General features: G+C 62.5%; 15 protein-coding genes. All 15 read left to right on the top strand.

The window, feature by feature from the left end:
- Nucleotides 1-59: 59 nt before the first annotated feature.
- The 15 genes from HP556_RS13425 to HP556_RS13355 all read left to right on the top strand — a co-directional run bounded on the left by HP556_RS13425 (nt 60) and on the right by HP556_RS13355 (nt 16,705).
- Nucleotides 60-1,127 (top strand): ABC transporter ATP-binding protein, encoded by a 1,068-nt coding sequence (locus HP556_RS13425; protein WP_089267200.1) that lies wholly within the window; start codon nt 60-62, stop codon nt 1,125-1,127.
- Between the two features lie 73 nt (nt 1,128-1,200).
- Nucleotides 1,201-2,526, top strand: coding sequence for an ABC transporter substrate-binding protein (locus tag HP556_RS13420; RefSeq protein ID WP_175367345.1), 1,326 nt, complete (start codon nt 1,201-1,203; stop codon nt 2,524-2,526).
- Nucleotides 2,527-2,624: 98 nt separating this feature from the next.
- Nucleotides 2,625-3,038 (top strand): RidA family protein, encoded by a 414-nt coding sequence (locus HP556_RS13415; protein ID WP_158596833.1) that lies wholly within the window; start codon nt 2,625-2,627, stop codon nt 3,036-3,038.
- Between the two features lie 70 nt (nt 3,039-3,108).
- Nucleotides 3,109-4,068 (top strand): carbohydrate ABC transporter permease, encoded by a 960-nt coding sequence (locus HP556_RS13410; protein ID WP_089267202.1) that lies wholly within the window; start codon nt 3,109-3,111, stop codon nt 4,066-4,068.
- Entirely contained in the window at nt 4,061-4,978 is a 918-nt protein-coding gene (locus HP556_RS13405) for a carbohydrate ABC transporter permease (protein ID WP_089267203.1), read from the top strand. Before HP556_RS13410 ends, HP556_RS13405 begins: the two co-directional genes overlap by 8 nt.
- A gap of 164 nt (nt 4,979-5,142) precedes the next feature.
- Entirely contained in the window at nt 5,143-6,129 is a 987-nt protein-coding gene (denD, locus tag HP556_RS13400; protein WP_175367344.1) for a D-erythronate dehydrogenase, read from the top strand.
- 7 nt (nt 6,130-6,136) lie between these two features.
- Nucleotides 6,137-7,060 carry a sugar kinase gene (locus HP556_RS13395; RefSeq protein WP_175367343.1) on the top strand — a complete coding sequence of 308 codons (924 nt, stop codon included), beginning with the start codon at nt 6,137-6,139 and terminating at the stop codon, nt 7,058-7,060.
- 13 nt (nt 7,061-7,073) lie between these two features.
- Nucleotides 7,074-7,736 carry a bifunctional 4-hydroxy-2-oxoglutarate aldolase/2-dehydro-3-deoxy-phosphogluconate aldolase gene (eda, locus tag HP556_RS13390; protein ID WP_175367342.1) on the top strand — a complete coding sequence of 221 codons (663 nt, stop codon included), beginning with the start codon at nt 7,074-7,076 and terminating at the stop codon, nt 7,734-7,736.
- Between the two features lie 49 nt (nt 7,737-7,785).
- Entirely contained in the window at nt 7,786-8,955 is a 1,170-nt protein-coding gene (locus HP556_RS13385; RefSeq protein WP_175367341.1) for an acetyl-CoA acetyltransferase, read from the top strand.
- 29 nt (nt 8,956-8,984) lie between these two features.
- Nucleotides 8,985-10,538 carry a class I adenylate-forming enzyme family protein gene (locus HP556_RS13380; protein WP_175367340.1) on the top strand — a complete coding sequence of 518 codons (1,554 nt, stop codon included), beginning with the start codon at nt 8,985-8,987 and terminating at the stop codon, nt 10,536-10,538.
- A 144-nt stretch (nt 10,539-10,682) separates the two neighbouring features.
- Nucleotides 10,683-11,906: a CaiB/BaiF CoA transferase family protein gene (locus HP556_RS13375; RefSeq protein WP_175367339.1), complete on the top strand. Its 1,224-nt coding sequence runs from the start codon at nt 10,683-10,685 to the stop codon at nt 11,904-11,906.
- 3 nt (nt 11,907-11,909) lie between these two features.
- Complete coding sequence (locus HP556_RS13370; protein WP_175367338.1) at nt 11,910-13,076, top strand: acyl-CoA dehydrogenase family protein; 1,167 nt, start codon at nt 11,910-11,912, stop codon at nt 13,074-13,076.
- 187 nt (nt 13,077-13,263) lie between these two features.
- Entirely contained in the window at nt 13,264-14,400 is a 1,137-nt protein-coding gene (locus HP556_RS13365; protein WP_175367337.1) for a thiolase family protein, read from the top strand.
- Complete coding sequence (locus HP556_RS13360) at nt 14,397-14,765, top strand: Zn-ribbon domain-containing OB-fold protein (protein WP_175367336.1); 369 nt, start codon at nt 14,397-14,399, stop codon at nt 14,763-14,765. Before HP556_RS13365 ends, HP556_RS13360 begins: the two co-directional genes overlap by 4 nt.
- A complete protein-coding gene (locus tag HP556_RS13355) occupies nt 14,762-16,705 on the top strand; it encodes an acetate--CoA ligase family protein (protein WP_175367335.1) in 1,944 nt (647 codons plus the stop codon). The genes HP556_RS13360 and HP556_RS13355 overlap by 4 nt, the downstream gene beginning before the upstream one ends.
- Nucleotides 16,706-16,785 lie beyond the last annotated feature (80 nt).

The following is a 16,785-nucleotide window of genomic DNA, read 5'->3' as shown; positions in this document are numbered from 1 at the left end:
GGCGGCTCCGGCAATCGGAGGACGCAGTCTCTAAAATGGGACATTTGGGAGGGAAATGTATGGCGTCCGTGCAGATTCACGACGTTCGTAAGTCTTTTGGCGGTTTTGAGGTTCTCCACGGCGTGTCGGTCCCCATCGAGGATGGCCAATTCGTGGTTCTGGTTGGGCCATCCGGCTGCGGAAAATCCACATTGCTGCGCATGTTGGCTGGCCTGGAGAAGATCACGTCCGGAACGATTTCGATCGGCGATCGCGTGGTCAATGATGTCCAGCCGAAAGAGCGCGACATCGCCATGGTGTTCCAGAATTACGCGCTGTATCCGCATATGACGGTTGCCCAGAATATGGGCTTTTCGCTCAAGCTGCGCGGCGCCGACAAAAGCGAGATCGATCAGAAGGTCAATCGCGCCGCCGATATTCTCGATTTGAGGCGATTGCTTGAGCGTTTCCCCCGGCAGTTGTCGGGTGGTCAGCGTCAGCGCGTCGCCATGGGCCGCGCCATTGTGCGTGACCCGCAGGTGTTTTTGTTCGACGAGCCGCTGTCGAATCTCGATGCCAAGCTGCGCGTCGCCATGCGCGCCGAGATCAAGGAACTGCATCAGCGCCTGAAGACGACGACGGTTTATGTGACCCATGACCAGATCGAAGCCATGACCATGGCCGACAAGATCGTGGTGATGCAAGACGGCATCGTCGAGCAGATGGGCGCACCATTGGAACTCTACGATCGCCCCGAGAACAAGTTCGTTGCCGGCTTCATCGGATCGCCTGCGATGAATTTTCTCGAAGGCACGCTGAAGGTGAATGGCGGACAGCCATGGGTGGAGACCGCAAACGGTGCGAAGCTGCCGATCACGGCAGCGCCTGCGGCAGGGAACGACAAGGCTGTCACTTACGGCATTCGTCCCGAGCATCTCGAATTCGCCGATGACGGCATCGAGGCCGAGGTCGTGGTGGTCGAGCCGATGGGCTCGGAGACTCAGGTCGTCGCACGCATCGGCACCCAGGACATCATCGCGATCTTCCGTGATCGACGTCCGGTCGCGCCGGGCGACAAGATTCATCTCAGGCCGCGCGCGAATTCGGCGCATCTGTTCGACAAGGAGACCGGCAAGCGCGTCAACTGACGCGCTTTTCCGCCAAATCAATTTCAAAACATTGGTCGATCAACGAACCAATATTACAGGGAGAAGACGAAAGATGACTGGATTTACACCGGATCGCCGATCTCTGCTCAAGGGCGGCGCGATCACGCTTGCTGCTGCGGCGACCATGTCCGCGGATCAATTGCTGGGCTACGCAAAAGCCTGGGCGCAGGCCTCACAGTGGAAGCCGGAAGCCGGCGCCAAGATCAACCTGCTGCGCTGGAAGCGCTTCGTCGAAGCCGAAGACGTGGCTTTCATGAAGATCGTCGACGCCTTCCAGAAGGCGACCGGCGTCACCATCACCGTCTCCAACGAATCCTATGACGACATTCAGCCGAAGGCTTCGGTCGCGGCGAATACCGGACAGGGCCTCGACATGGTCTGGGGCCTGTACTCCCTGCCGTTCCTGTTCCCGACCAAGTGCATGGACGTCTCCGACGTCGCCGACTATCTCGGCAAGAAGAACGGCGGCTGGGCCGAGTCCGGCAAGCAGTACGGCATGCATAACGGCAAGTGGATCGGCGTTCCGGTCGCTGCGACCGGCGGTCTGGTGAATTATCGCGTCGCCGCCGCTGAAAAGGCCGGCCACAAGACGTTCCCGAACGATCTCGGTGGCTTCCAGGATCTGTTCAAGGGCATGAACAAGAACGGCACCCCCGGCGGCATGGCGCTGGGCCACGCTTCGGGCGATGCCAATGGCTGGGTGCACTGGGCGCTGTGGGCCCATGGCGGCAAGCTGATCGACAAGGACAACAAGGTCACGATCAATTCTCCGGAGACCGCGAAGTCACTGGAATACGTCAAGTCGCTCTACGATAACTTCATTCCCGGCACCGCGTCCTGGAACGACTCGTCGAACAACAAGGCATTCCTGGCCGGCCAGCTGCATCTGACGACCAACGGCATCTCTGTCTATGTGACCGCGAAGAAGGAAGCCCCGGCGATTGCCGAAGACATGAACCACGCGCATTTGCCCGTCGGTCTGGACGGCAAGCGGCGTGAGCTTCATCTCGGTTTCCCGATCCTGATCTTCTCCTTCACCAAGTTCCCGCAGGCCTGCAAGGCGTTCACCGCCTTCATGATGGAGCCCGAGCAGTTCAATCCGTGGGTCGAGTCAGCCCAGGGCTATCTGTCGCCGTTCCAGCTTGCTTTCGAGAAGAACCCGATCTGGACCGCCGATCCGAAGAACACGCCATATCGCGACGTGGCTTCGACGGCAACGACCCCGGCGGGCGAAGCGCAGATGAGCGAGAATGCAGCGGCGGCGATCGCCGACTTCGTGGTCGTCGACATGTACGCCAATTACTGCACGGGCCGCGAGGACGTGAAGACCGCGATGTCGTCTGCCGAGCGCGCGGCGAAGCGCATCTTCCGCGCCTGAGGACGACCTTGCCGGCGCGGAGCGACCCGCGCCGGCAACTCTCCGGAGCAGCCGTGAATCTCGTGTCACAAAAGGCTGCCTGAACGATGGGAATGGGAATGCCAGAGACCGACTACAAGACAGTTCTCCCGGAAGGCTGGACGCGGCCCCGCGGTTTTGCGCATGCGGTGGTGGCAGGCGGTACGCGGAGCGTCCGCATCTCCGGTCAACTCGGCAAGCAGAACGGGCAGGGCGAAGTTGCCGCGGGATCTGACTTCGGGACGCAGTGGCGCTACGCGATGGAGAATCTCGTCACCGTGCTGAAGGCAGCGGGCGGCGAACCCAAGCAAATCGTGATGCTGCGCGCTTATGTGACCGACATCAACGCATTCAAGACGTCCGGCGCCGCCATTGGCGAAGCCTGGGGCGCGACGCTCGGCAAGCATTTTCCTGCAATGACACTGGTTCAGGTTTCCGCTCTGATCGATCCGCACGCACGTGTCGAGATCGAGGGCGAAGCGATCCTGCCGTAACCGGATCATGACGCATGACTGACTGCACGACATCAGACCGAAGCCGACATCCGACTGGAGCTATTTTGCAATGACCACGATCCAGACATCGATGCCGGGGGCAGGAAAAGTGATCCCCAGATCCTCGGCCTGGGACCGGCTGCGGATCAACCGCAACTGGCTTGCACTGTGGTTCATGCTGCCGGCCGCGGCATTCCTGCTGCTGTTTCTCGCTTACCCGCTATTCCTCGGCGTCTGGATGAGCTTCACTGATGACCGTATCGGTCGCGGCGGCGTGTTTGTCGGACTAGAGAACTACGAGTGGCTGAAGGACGACAGCATCTTCTGGCTCTCGGTGTTTAATACGCTGCTCTATACGATCGTCGCCAGCGCCATCAAATTCGCCGTTGGCCTCTATCTGGCGCTGCTACTGAACCGGCATATGCCTTTCAAGGCGCTGATCCGCGCCGCAGTGCTGATCCCGTTCATCGTGCCGACCGTGTTGTCGGCCATCGCGTTCTGGTGGATTTACGACTCGCAGTTCTCGATCATCTCGTGGTCGCTGATCAAAATGGGCCTGATCGACCACAACATCAACTTTCTGGGCGACAGCAATTGGGCGCGCGCCAGCGTGATCTTCGCCAATATCTGGCGCGGCGTGCCGTTCGTGGCGATTACATTGCTGGCGGGCCTGCAGACGGTGTCACCGTCGCTCTATGAAGCGGCGACACTGGATGGTGCAACCTCGTGGCAGCGCTTCCGCTTCATCACCTATCCGCTGCTGACGCCGATCATCGCAGTGGTCATGACCTTCTCGGTGTTGTTTACGTTTACCGACTTCCAGCTGATCTGGGCGCTGACCCGCGGCGGTCCGGTGAATGCGACGCATCTGATGGCGACGCTGAGCTATCAGCGCGGCATCCTTTCCGGGCGTCTGGGCGAGGGCGCAGCCATCGCCACCGCCATGATCCCGTTCCTTCTGGCAGCCATCGCCATTTCCTGGTTCGGCATGCAACGCCGCAAGTGGCAGCAAGGCACTGACAATGACTGATCACGCCGTCGATCACCGCACAGCCGTCGCGCCGACCGTCGAGAAAGACGATCACAGCGAGGGCATGGCCTATCTGGAGTCGCTGCCGAGGCGCATCGTCACGCTCTACATCCCGCTGTTCATCATCGTGGTGATCCTGCTGTTCCCGTTCTACTGGATGGCGCTGACCTCGATCAAACCCGACGAGCAGCTGATAGACATGGAGCGGTTCAATCCGTTCTGGGTGATCAAGCCGACCTTCAAGCACATTCAAAAGCTGCTGTTCGAAACCAACTATCCGCAGTGGCTGTGGAATACGATGTATGTGGCGGCGGCTTCGACATTTTTGTCGATCGTCGCCAGTGTGCTCGCAGCCTATGCCATCGTGCGGCTGCGCTTCCGGGGGGCTGAGACGGTCGGCGCGTTGATCTTCATGGCCTATCTCGTACCGCCGTCGATCTTGTTCATTCCGCTGGCGTCGGTCATCCAGGCCTACGGCCTGTTCGACTCGCCGCTGTCGCTGATCCTGGTCTATCCGACGCTGCTGATCCCGTTCTCGACCTGGCTGCTGATGGGCTATTTCAAGACCATCCCGTTCGAGCTCGAAGAGTGCGCGCTGATCGACGGCGCCTCGCGCTGGCAGATACTGGTCAAGATCATCATCCCGCTCGCGGTGCCCGGCCTGATCTCGGCCTTCATCTTCTCGTTCACTTTGTGCTGGAACGAGTTCATCTATGCGCTGACCTTCCTGCAATCGACGCAGAACAAGACCGTGCCGGTGGCCATCGTCAACGAATTCGTCGACGGCGACATCTATAAATGGGGTTCGCTGATGGCCGGCGCGTTGGTCGGGTCATTGCCGCTGGTGATCCTGTATGCGTTCTTCGTCGAGCATTACGTGTCGGCGATGACAGGCGCGGTGAAGGAGTAGGCGGCTTACCTAATGTACCGCCCTCATCCTGAGGAGCGGTCGTCTTCGACCGCGTCTCGAAGGATGGCCGTAGTCTCATTCATGGTTCGAGACGGCGCCAAAGAGGTGCCTCCTCACCATGAGGGCCAGAGTTGAACCCAAGAACAACAAGAAGGAGTTTTCCCTTGCACATCCTCATCCTCGGCGCCGCCGGCATGGTTGGCCGCAAGCTCACAGAGAAACTGGTTCGCGACGGTCGTCTCGGCAATCGTGACATCACCCGCATGACCCTGCAGGATGTGGTGGCGCCGGCAAAGCCTGCGGGTGCGTCGATTCCGATCGAACTGGTGACGTCGGACTTCGCCGACCCCAAGACGGCTGCGCCGCTGGTCGCCCACAAGCCGGAGGTGATCTTCCATCTCGCCGCCATCGTGTCGGGGGAGGCGGAGGCCGATTTCGACAAGGGGTATCGCATCAATCTCGATGGCACCCGCTACCTGATCGACGCTATTCGCGCCATCGGCGGCGGTTACAAGCCGCGGCTGGTCTTCACCTCGTCCATCGCAGTGTTCGGCGCGCCGTTCCCCGACAAGATCGGCGACGAATTCATTCACACGCCGCTGACCTCTTACGGCACGCAAAAGTCGATCTGCGAAATGCTGATCGCCGACTACACCCGCAAGGGCTTCCTGGACGGCATCGGCATCCGCCTGCCGACGATCTGCGTCCGTCCGGGCGCACCGAACAAGGCCGCCTCCGGTTTCTTCTCCAACATCATCCGCGAGCCGCTGGCCGGCAAGGAAGCCATCCTGCCGGTGTCCGAGGATGTCCGCCACTGGCACGCATCGCCGCGCTCTGCCGTGGGCTTCCTCGTTCACGCCGGCACGATGGATCTTCAGGCCATGGGCCCGCGGCGTAATCTCAGCATGCCCGGCATGTCGGTCACCGTCGGCGAGCAGCTCGCCGCGCTGGAGCGCGTGGCCGGCAAGAACGTCGTCGCCCGCATCAAGCGCGAGACCGATCCGGTCATCACTGGCATCGTGTCGGGCTGGCCGCGCGATTTCGACACCGCACGCGCGCTGAAGCTCGGCTTCACCACGGCCGAGAAAACCTTCGACGACATCATCCGCATCCATATCGAGGATGAAATCGGCGGCAAGTTCGTCGATTGAGGCCACCATGCGGATCGCCAGCATCGGCGAATGCATGATCGAGCTGCGTCAGATGCCGGGTGGGCACCTGACGCGGTCCTTTGGCGGCGATACGCTGAACACTGCGGTCTACCTCGCCCGGCTTGGCGCGGAGGTCGATTACGTCACCGCGCTCGGTGACGATCCGCTCAGCGACGAGATGATTGCTGGCTGGCAGGCCGAGGGCATCGGCACTGAGCGGGTGATGCGCCTCAAGGGCAAGCTGCCCGGTTTGTATATGATCGAGACCAATGAGGCCGGCGAGCGCCGCTTCTATCACTGGCGCGATGCCTCGGCTGTGCGAGGCTTGATGAGCCTGCCGGAAACCGATGCGCTTCTGGCAGCACTTGCGGACTATGATCTGATCTATCTCTCGGCCATCACGCTGTCGCTGTTCGACATCGCCGGCCGTGACCGCCTGATTGCGGCGCTTCAACATGCGCGCGGCACAGGCGTCCGCGTCGCCTTCGATACCAATTTCCGCGCGAGGGGGTGGCCCGATCTCGATCTGGCGCACGCCGCGTTTCAGGATGCTTTTGCGGTCTCCGACATCGTGCTGGCCTCGGTCGAGGACTTGTTGCCGCTCTATCCCGGCGAGATCGAGGAAAGGCTACTGTCGCGCGTTGGAGCAGATGAAGTGGTGCTCAAGCTCGATACCCCCGCGAGCATCATACGGGATCACGGCCAGCCGCAGCGTGTCGAGGCCAGCCCTGTCAGTGGCGCGGTGGTCGATACCACCGCGGCCGGCGACAGTTTCGCTGCTGCCTATCTGCATGCACGTCTGAGCGGCGTTCAGCCTGTCGCCGCAGCACAGGCAGGTCACTATCTCGCCGGCACGGTCGTCTGCCATCCCGGCGCGATCATCCCGCGCGAGGCGATGCCCGATATGATCGCGTTCGACACACCCTCATGAGAGGACCATCCGCATGAACAAGCCTCTCGATATCGGTCAACGTCAGGACCATCTGCGAAAGCTGCTGAAGGCAGCATTCGTCGTTCCCGTGCTCACGATCGAACGTGTTGCCGACGCCGTACCGCTGGCGCGGGCACTGGTCGCCGGTGGTATCCGCACGCTGGAAATCACCTTGCGCACCGATGCTGCCGTTGAAGCGGCGAAGGCCGTCATCGCCGAAGTGCCGGAGGCCATCGTTGGCATCGGCACGGTGCTCACGTCGGCGGATTTCCAGAAGGCCTATGCCATCGGGGCGCGCTTCACGGTCAGTCCCGGCGCGACGCGCGAATTGCTGGACATCGCAGCGTCCAGCGATCTGCCATTCCTGCCGGGCGTCGCCTCGGCCTCGGAACTGATGCAGGCGCTCGAACGCGGTTTTGATGTGCTCAAGTTCTTCCCCGCGGAACAGGCCGGTGGCATCGCGATGCTCCGCGCCTGGGCGGGACCGTTTCCGGATGTCAGGTTTTGCCCCACGGGCGGAATCGGCGAGGCCAATGCGGCGAGCTGGCTCAGCGAGCCGATGGTTCTGGCGGTGGGCGGGTCCTGGATCTGTCCGTCGTCAATGATACGTTCTGGCGATTGGGCAGGCATAACGGCCATGTGCGCGCGGACCATGAAAAGCCTGCAAGCGCCATGAAGCCGGGCTATAACGGGCGCAATATTTGAAATCGATCAGGGAGACGACCATGACTGCCAGCATCGTTGGTTGGGCGCATATGCCTTTCGGAAAATTCGACGCCGAGACCGTCGAGAGCATGGTGGTCCGCGTCGCGACCGAAGCCATGGCCGATGCCGGAATCTCCGCATCTGACGTCGATGAAATTGTGCTCGGTCATTTCAACGCCGGCTTCTCGCCGCAGGATTTTACCGCGTCGCTGGTGTTGCAGGCCGATCCCGCACTGCGCTTCAAGCCCGCCACGCGCGTCGAGAATGCCTGCGCCACCGGTTCGGCCGCCGTACATCAGGGCATCAAGTCCATCGCCGCCGGCGCTGCCAAGATCGTGCTCGTGGTCGGTGTCGAACAGATGACCCGCACGCCCGGACCTGAAATCGGCAAGAACCTGCTTCGCGCGTCCTATCTGCCGGAAGACGGCGAGACACCTGCGGGCTTCGCCGGCGTGTTCGGCGGCATCGCGCAAAAATACTTCCAGAAATATGGCGACCAGTCCGATGCGCTGGCGATGATTGCCGCCAAGAACCACGCCAACGGTGTCCACAATCCCTATGCGCAGATGCGCAAGGATGTCGGCTTCGAATTTTGTCGCTCCGAAAGCGACAAGAACCCGTTCGTCGCCGGCCCCTTGAAGCGCACAGACTGCTCGCTGGTGTCCGACGGCGCCGCGGCACTGGTGCTCACGGATTCCGAGACCGCGAAGACCATGGGCAAGGCGGTCAACATCAAGGCCACTGGCCATGCGCAGGATTTCCTGCCGATGTCGAAGCGCGACATCCTTCAATTCGAGGGCTGCACCGTGGCCTGGCAGAAGGCGCTGAAGACCGCCGGCGTCGAGATCGGCGATCTCTCTTTCGTCGAAACCCATGACTGCTTCACGGTCGCCGAGCTGATCGAATATGAAGCGATGGGTCTGACGCCGCGCGGGCAGGGTGCACGCGCCATCAAGGAAGGCTGGACCCAGAAGGACGGCAAGCTGCCGATCAATCCGTCCGGAGGCCTCAAGGCCAAGGGTCACCCGATCGGCGCCACCGGTGTGTCAATGCATGTGCTGAGCGCGATGCAATTGCTGGGTCAGGCGCCCGAGGGCATGCAGATCAAGAATGCCAAGCTGGCCGGCATCTTCAATATGGGCGGCGCCGCAGTGGCGAACTACGTCTCGATCCTCGAGCCCGCGAAGTAACGCGCGGGCGACGCCAAGAAGATCGTACAATGAATGTCGCACAATGGCTGGCATCGTCGGCGCGTTTGCATCCGCAGGCGCCGGCGCTGCTGACCGGCACCACGGTCCAGGCTGACTACAAAACCTTTGCGCATCGTGCCGCGGCCATCGGCGCTGGCCTCGTGCGCGATTACGGTATTCAGCCTAGCGACCGCGTCGCGCTGTTCATGTCGAACGCCACGCAATATCTCGAATGTCTGTATGCGGTGTGGTGGATCGGCGCGGTGGTGATCCCGATCAATGCCAAGCTGCATGGCCGCGAAGCGGCATGGATCTGCGACAATGCTGGCGCGAGGCTGGCCTTTGTCGACGACGACAGCCGTGGCGCGCTCGTTCAGGTCGAGGAAGACCTGCCGACCGGCATGCAGATGCTGTCCATCGACAGCGCAACGTTTCATGAATTGCAGCATGGCGAGCCGGTGTCCGCGGTGCCGCTGTCCCGCGAAGACAACGATCTCGCCTGGCTGTTCTACACCTCCGGCACTACCGGCCGGCCCAAAGGTGTGATGCTCAGCCATGGCAATCTGGTGGCGATGTCGCTGTGCTATCTCGCCGATGTCGATCAAGTACATCAGCGCGACGCCATCCTCTATGCCGCGCCGATCTCGCATGGCGCCGGCCTCTATAATTTCATCCATATCCGCATGGCCGCCCGCCACGTCGTGCCGGAGAGTCAGGGCTTCGAGCCGGACGAAGTGCTCGATCTCGGCGGTGCGCTTGGCGATGTCGCGATGTTCGCCGCACCCACCATGGTGCGCCGGCTGGTCGATGCGGCGAAGAAGCGCGGCGAGACCGGCGAGGGGTTGCGCACCATCGTCTATGGCGGAGGGCCGATGTATCTGGCCGATATCCGCGACGCCATCGCCACCATGGGGCAGCGCTTCGTGCAGATTTACGGCCAAGGTGAATCGCCGATGACGATCACCTCGCTGCCGCGGGCCTTCCACGCCGATACCGAACACCCGCGCTATCTCGAACGCCTTGCTTCGGTCGGTCCGGCGCAGAGCGTGATGTCGGTGAGGATCACCGGCGCCGATGGCAAGCCGCTTTCCATCGGCGAGACTGGCGAGGTCGAGGCCAAGGGACCGGCGGTCATGCTCGGCTACTGGAACAACGACAAGGCCAATGCCGAGACGCTGAAGGACGGATGGCTGCGCACCGGCGATGTCGGGCGGCTCGACGAAGATGGCTTCCTCACTTTGTCCGACCGCTCCAAGGACGTCATCATCTCGGGCGGTACCAATATCTATCCGCGCGAAGTCGAGGAGGCGCTGCTGACGCATCCCGGCGTGCGGGAAGTCTCGGCGATCGGGGTGCCCGAGCCGGACTGGGGCGAGGTCGTGGTCGCCTGTGTGGTGCTGGAGCCCGGCGCATCCGCCGACGATGCTGCGCTCGACGCGCATTGCCTCGCCAATATCGCTCGTTTCAAGCGGCCCAAGCGCTACGTCTATCTGGATGCGCTGCCGAAGAACAATTACGGCAAGGTGCTCAAGACCGAGCTGCGGGAGATGATGCGCGCCTCGGCACCGGCGGGGGCCGGCTAGTCGTTACCACTTTGACGCGTACCAGCATCCCACGCATACGGCTCCGCGTCTGGCGCCCTTGCGTCCGCAAAGCCGCTCCCGCTAAGACGAAGGCAACAGGGGCGCACTGGCGCCTGACCACACGCTTTTCGGGAGCAAACGACTTTGACGGGACCACTTCACGGGATCAGGATCATCGACATGACTTCGGTGATGATGGGGCCTTACTGCACCCAGACGCTGGGTGACTACGGCGCCGATGTGATCAAGGTGGAGTCTCCCGATGGCGATGTGGTTCGGTCAATCGGGCCAATGCGCAATCCCGGCATGGGCCCTATTTTCCTGAATACCAATCGCAGCAAGCGCTGCGTCTGCATCGACCTCAAGAAGGAAGAGGGGCGCGGGGCGCTCCTGAAATTGGTCGAGACCGCCGACGTGCTGGTTTACAATGTCCGCCCGGCGGCAATGGCGCGGCTCAATCTCGGCTATGACGTCATGGTCAAGGTCAATCCACGGCTGATTTATGCGGGCGTGTTCGGCTTCAGCCAGGCCGGCCCCTATGCCGCCAAGCCCGCTTATGACGACCTGATCCAGGGCGCCACCGCGCTGCCCGCGTTGAATGCGCGCATCAGCAGTGACGGTGTGCCGCGCTATGTGCCGAATGCGTTGGTCGACCGTATCGTCGGTCTCACTGCACTGGGCGCCATTCTCGCCAGCGTCGTGCATCGCGACAAGACCGGCGAGGGCCAGCGCGTCGACATCCCGATGTTCGAGACCATGGCGAGCTTCATGATGGGCGACCACATGGGCGGCCTCACTTACGATCCGCCGCTCGACAAGGGCGGCTACGGCCGTCACCTGTCGCCGGACCGCCGGCCGTACCAGACTTCGGACGGCTATATCTGCGCGATGGTCTATAACGACAAGCAGTGGAAGAGCTTCCTCAAGCATGTCGGCCGCGAGGAGCTGTTTGACGATCCGCGCTTTGCGACCTTCCCGCAGCGCATCCAGCATATCGATACGGTGAATGCCGAACTGTCGCGCATCTTCAAGACCAGGACGACGGCGGAATGGGCCAAGCTGCTCGATGACGCCGACGTGCCGTCAACCCCGATGCACACGCTGGAAAGCATGATGCAGGATCCGCATATGCTGGCGACCGACTTCTTCCAGCAGGTCGAGCATCCGACCGAAGGTGCGATCCGCAGCATGAAGGTGTCGGCGACCTGGTCGAAGACCCCGGTCAATCCGACGCGCCTTGCCTCGCATCTCGGCGAGCAGAATGCCGAGGTGCTGGCCGAGGTCGGCTATACGGCCGAGCAGATCGAGAAAATGCACAAGGATGGCGTGCTCCGACAGGCCGCTATCCCAGATACGTCGGAGCTGTAACGCATGGATTTCGCCCTCGACGCCAACCAGGAATCCATCCGCGACGCCATCGAGAAGATCTGCGCGCGTTTCGACGATGCCTACTGGCTGAAGAAGGACAAGGAGGGCGGTTTCCCCATCGACTTCCACAAGGCGATGGCCGATGCCGGCTGGCTCGGCATCTGCATCCCCGAGGAATATGGTGGCTCGGGATTGGGGATCACCGAGGCCGCGATCATGATGCGCGCGATTTCGGAATCCGGTGCCGGCATGTCGGGCGCGTCTGCCGTCCATATGAATGTGTTCGGCCTCAATCCGGTGGTGGTGTTTGGCACGCCCGAACAGTGCGCGCGTATGCTGCCGCCGATCGTGGACGGCACCGAGAAGTCCTGCTTCGCGGTGACCGAGCCCAATACCGGTCTCAACACCACGCAGCTCAAGACCCGTGCCGTGCGCAAGGGCGATCGCTACATCGTCAATGGCCAGAAGGTCTGGATCTCCACCGCACAGGTCGCCGAGAAGATCCTGTTGCTGGCGCGCACCACGCCGCTGGAAGACGTCAAGAGCCCGACCCACGGCCTCAGTCTGTTCTACACGGATCTCGATCGCTCCAAGATCGCCGTGCACGAGATTGAGAAGCTCGGCCGCAAGGCCGTCGACTCCAACGAGCTGTTCATTGCCGATTTTGAAATTCCGGTCGAGGATCGCATCGGCGAAGAGGGCCACGGCTTCGAATATATCCTGCACGGCATGAACCCCGAGCGCATCCTGATCGCCGCGGAAGCCGTCGGTCTCGGCAAGGCTGCACTGAGGAAGGCGGCCGACTACGCCAAGGTGCGCAACGTGTTCAACCGCCCGATCGGCCAGAACCAGGCGATCCAGCATCCGCTCGCCAAGAACTGGATGGAACTGGAAGCCGCCTGGCTGATGGTGCTATCGGCCGGCTGGCAATATGACCAGGGACTGCCGTGCGGTCCTGCGGCAAATTCGGCGAAGTATCTGGCGGGCGAAGCCGGCTATCACGCCTGTGAGCAGGCGGTCATGACCCATGGCGGCTTTGGTTACGCCAAGGAATATCATGTCGAGCGTTATCTCAGGGAGTCGCTGATCCCGCGCATCGCCCCGATCAGCCGCGAACTGATCCTGAGCTTCATCGCCGAGAAGGCGCTCGGTTTGCCGAAGTCGTATTGATGATGACGATAGTGGTCGCGTCGCAACACCGGCCTCTCGATTCCCTCCCCCCTTGCGGGGGAGGGTCAGGGAGGGGGGGAACCACAGGCGACGTCATCCGCGGCTACCCCCGCCCCCGACCCCTCCGCGCCCGGCGAAGCTTCGCTTCGCTTGGGGGGAGGGGAGCACTGCTGCCGGAGTGTTTGTCATGAGCTACATCACCGGCGTCGGTCTCCTCCCTTACGGCAAGCACGAGGGCTCATCGACCATCGACCTGATGAGCCGCGCCGCTGAGCTCGCGCTCGCCGATGCTGGCCTCAAACGCGGCGATATCGACGGCTTCCTGTGCGGCTATTCCACCACCATGCCGCATATCATGCTGGCGACCGTGTTCGCCGAGCACTTCGGCATCACGCCATCCTATGCCCATGCGATCCAGGTCGGCGGCGCCACCGGGATGGCGATGGCGATGCTGGCGCATCAGCTGGTCGAGGGCGGCGTTGCCAAACATGTGCTGGTGGTCGGGGGCGAGAACCGGCTGACCGGCCAGAGCCGTGACGCTTCGATTCAGGCGCTGGCGCAGGTGGGGCACCCCATCTACGAAGTTCCGCTCGGCCCGACCATCCCGGCCTATTACGGCCTCGTTGCTAACAGATACATGCACGAATACGGCGTGACGCAGGAAGACCTCGCCGAATTCGCCGTGCTGATGCGCAAGCGTGCGCTGACTCATCCCGGTGCGCAGTTTCACGAACCGATCACCGTCGCCGACGTGATGGCCTCGAAGACCATTGCCACGCCGCTCAAACTGCTCGACTGCTGTCCGGTGTCCGATGGCGGCGCGGCCTTCGTCGTCAGCTATGAGCCGACCAGTTCAACCAAAATCCGCGTCCGCGGCGCTGCGCAGGCGCATACCCACCAGCACATCACCGCCGCGCCGGCGCTGTCCGAACTCGGCGCCGAGATTGCCATCGCGCGCGCGAAGAAGGCGACGGGCATCGAAATCTCCGACGTGCGCTATGCCGCGGTCTATGACAGCTTCACCATCACACTGGCGATGCTGCTGGAAGATCTCGGTCTCGCCGGCCGCGGCGAGGCGGCGGCACGGGTACGCGCCGGTCATTTCAGCCAGCACGGCGCGATGCCGCTCAACACGCATGGCGGTCTTCTGAGCTACGGCCATTGCGGCGTCGGTGGCGCCATGGCGCATCTCGTCGAAACACATCTGCAGATGACAGGCAGGGCCGAGAACCGTCAGGTCAGGGATGCTTCCGTCGCGCTGCTGCACGGTGACGGCGGTGTGCTGTCGTCCCATGTCAGCATGTTCCTGGAGCGCGTATCATGAGCGAGCTCAAGCCTGCCGCCGACTGGACCACCGGGACTGAAGCTATCGGCTATCAGTCCTGCTGCGCCTGCCAGTCGATCCAGTATTTCCGTCGCAGTTTTTGCGCGGCCTGCGGGTCGCCCGATCTCGACGACAAGCAAGCGAGCGGCGAGGGCACCGTCTATGCGACATCGCTCGTACTGCGCGCCGGGACGCCGGAAGCGCGCGAGCATGTGCCCTATAATATTCTGCTCATCGACACCGCCGAAGGCTTTCGTATGATGGCCCACGGCGCCAACGATCTCGTCATCGGCGACAGAGTGAAAGCCGTCTACCGGCAATTCACCGGCCGCCTCGTACCGTTCTTCGAAAAGACTCCTCAATGAGCCGTCTGCGCTTCGCCCTCGATCCGAAATCCGTGGCCATCATCGGCGCCTCGGAGAATCCCAACAAGGTCGGCGGCCGTCCGGTCCACTATCTCCAGAAGTTCGGCTTCAAGGGCAAGATCTACCCGATCAATCCGTCGCGCACAGAAATCCAGGGCGAGAAGTGCTACAAGAGCCTCGCCGATCTGCCGGAAGCGCCGGAAATGGTGATCGTCGCCGTCGGCGGCGACAATGCAATTGGCGCCGTCGAGGATTGCGCCAAGGCCGGCGTCAAGATCGCACTGGTGATGGCCTCGGGCTTTGGCGAAGTCGACGCGATCGCCGGCAAGGCGAAAGAGCGCCGCATGGTCGAGATCGCGCATAAGCACGGCATGCGCATCGTTGGCCCGAATACACAGGGCCTCGCCAATTTCGGCACCGGCGCCATCGCATCGTTCTCCACCATGTTCATGGAATTCGAGCGCGTTGAAGGCCATGTCGCCATGCTCAGCCAGAGCGGCGCGCTGTCCACGGTGCCGGTGGGCTTCCTCAATCCGCGCGGCATCGGCGTCCGCCATAGCCATGCCACCGGCAATGATAGCGACATCACCGTCGGCGAACTCGCCATCGCGGTCGCCGAGGATCCGGAAGTGAAGCTGATGCTGCTCTACCTCGAGAGCATTCCGGAGAAGAAGTATCTGGAGGAACTCTCCGAAGTCGCGCTCCATCGCACCCTGCCGATCATCGCGCTGAAATCCGGCCGCACCGATGCCGGCAAGGCGGCGGCGCAGTCGCATACCGGCGCGCTTGCCAATGAAGATCGCGTCGTCGATGCCTTCCTCGAACATCACGGCATCTGGCGTGCGCCGGATATGCGCGGTCTCGTCGAGGCCACCGAGCTTTATCTCAAGGGCTGGAAGCCGCAGGGCCGTCGCCTGGTCGCGATCAGCAATTCCGGCGCGGTCTGCGTGATGACCGCGGATGCGGCCTCGACTGTCGGCATGCCGATGGCCAAGCTGGCACCCGAGACCGACACGAAGCTGAAGGGCATTCTGCCGAGCTTCGCCACCACGACCAACCCGATCGATCTCACCGCGGCATTGTTGTCGAACAGCCGTCTGTTCGGCGACATCCTGCCTGTCATCGCCGAAGATCCTGCGGCCGATGCTTTTGTCATAGGCGTGCCCGTGGCGGGCCCGGGCTACGACGTTCCGGCCTTCGCGCGCGACAGTGCCGCCTTCGCACAGCAGACCGGCAAGCCGCTGGTAGTCGCCGCGACGCAGCCGAGCGTCGCCAAGGAGTTCCAGGCCCAGGGTGTCTCGGTGTTCCCGACGGAGGTCGAGGCGGTCACCGCGCTGAATCAATATGTGTCGCATCATGAGCTGATGGCGCGCGTGAAGGCGCGCAAGTGTGGTCCATCATCGTCGCTGATCTCGGCCGACAAGACCGTGATGCTGAATGAAGCCGACAGCCTCGCTCTGCTGGCATCGCGCGGCATCCCGGTGGTGCCGTATCGGCTCGTGCATTCTCGCGCCGAGGCCGAGGCGGCATTCGATGCCATCGGCGGCAAAGTGGTGGTGAAGGGCTGCTCGGCCGACATCGCCCACAAGTCGGAACTTGGACTGGTCAAGCTCGGCGTCGCCTCGCGCGAGGCGGTTGGTGAGGTCTATGCCGAGATGGAAAAGATCATCCGCAAGCACGGCTCGCGCTTCGACGGCGTCATCGTCGCCGCCATGACCGGCGGTCGCCGCGAGATCGTGATCGGCGCGCATCGCGATCCCGTCTTCGGCCCGGTGGTGATGGTGGGCGACGGCGGCAAATATGTCGAAGTGTTCAAGGACACCACACTGTTGCTGCCGCCATTCACCAGGGACGATGCCAAGCGTGCGCTGGCGAAGCTGCGCATCGCGCCGCTGTTCGAAGGCGTCCGCGGTGAGCCGCCGATGGATGTAGATTACTGATGGCTGTGTCGTGGTGGACGCGGTGGTGTTCAAGGGGGAGTAACAAGAGCGCCGTCATGGCCGGGCTTGTCCCGGCCATC

The organism is Tardiphaga robiniae (genome assembly GCF_013359755.1).
Classification (GTDB): Bacteria; Pseudomonadota; Alphaproteobacteria; order Rhizobiales; family Xanthobacteraceae; genus Tardiphaga; species Tardiphaga robiniae.
The sequence above is the reverse complement of the archived record's forward strand: the minus strand, read 5'-3'. Positions and strand labels throughout refer to the sequence as shown.

Coding starts and splice junctions, on each gene's coding strand:
- HP556_RS13360 (WP_175367336.1), top strand. CDS start 14,397: ATGAGCGAGCTCAAGCCTGCCGCCGACTGGACCACCGGGACTGAAGCT.
- HP556_RS13410 (WP_089267202.1), top strand. CDS start 3,109: ATGACCACGATCCAGACATCGATGCCGGGGGCAGGAAAAGTGATCCCC.
- HP556_RS13355 (WP_175367335.1), top strand. CDS start 14,762: ATGAGCCGTCTGCGCTTCGCCCTCGATCCGAAATCCGTGGCCATCATC.
- HP556_RS13380 (WP_175367340.1), top strand. CDS start 8,985: ATGAATGTCGCACAATGGCTGGCATCGTCGGCGCGTTTGCATCCGCAG.
- HP556_RS13365 (WP_175367337.1), top strand. CDS start 13,264: ATGAGCTACATCACCGGCGTCGGTCTCCTCCCTTACGGCAAGCACGAG.
- HP556_RS13405 (WP_089267203.1), top strand. CDS start 4,061: ATGACTGATCACGCCGTCGATCACCGCACAGCCGTCGCGCCGACCGTC.
- HP556_RS13420 (WP_175367345.1), top strand. CDS start 1,201: ATGACTGGATTTACACCGGATCGCCGATCTCTGCTCAAGGGCGGCGCG.
- HP556_RS13415 (WP_158596833.1), top strand. CDS start 2,625: ATGCCAGAGACCGACTACAAGACAGTTCTCCCGGAAGGCTGGACGCGG.
- eda (WP_175367342.1), top strand. CDS start 7,074: ATGAACAAGCCTCTCGATATCGGTCAACGTCAGGACCATCTGCGAAAG.
- HP556_RS13370 (WP_175367338.1), top strand. CDS start 11,910: ATGGATTTCGCCCTCGACGCCAACCAGGAATCCATCCGCGACGCCATC.
- HP556_RS13385 (WP_175367341.1), top strand. CDS start 7,786: ATGACTGCCAGCATCGTTGGTTGGGCGCATATGCCTTTCGGAAAATTC.
- HP556_RS13425 (WP_089267200.1), top strand. CDS start 60: ATGGCGTCCGTGCAGATTCACGACGTTCGTAAGTCTTTTGGCGGTTTT.
- HP556_RS13395 (WP_175367343.1), top strand. CDS start 6,137: ATGCGGATCGCCAGCATCGGCGAATGCATGATCGAGCTGCGTCAGATG.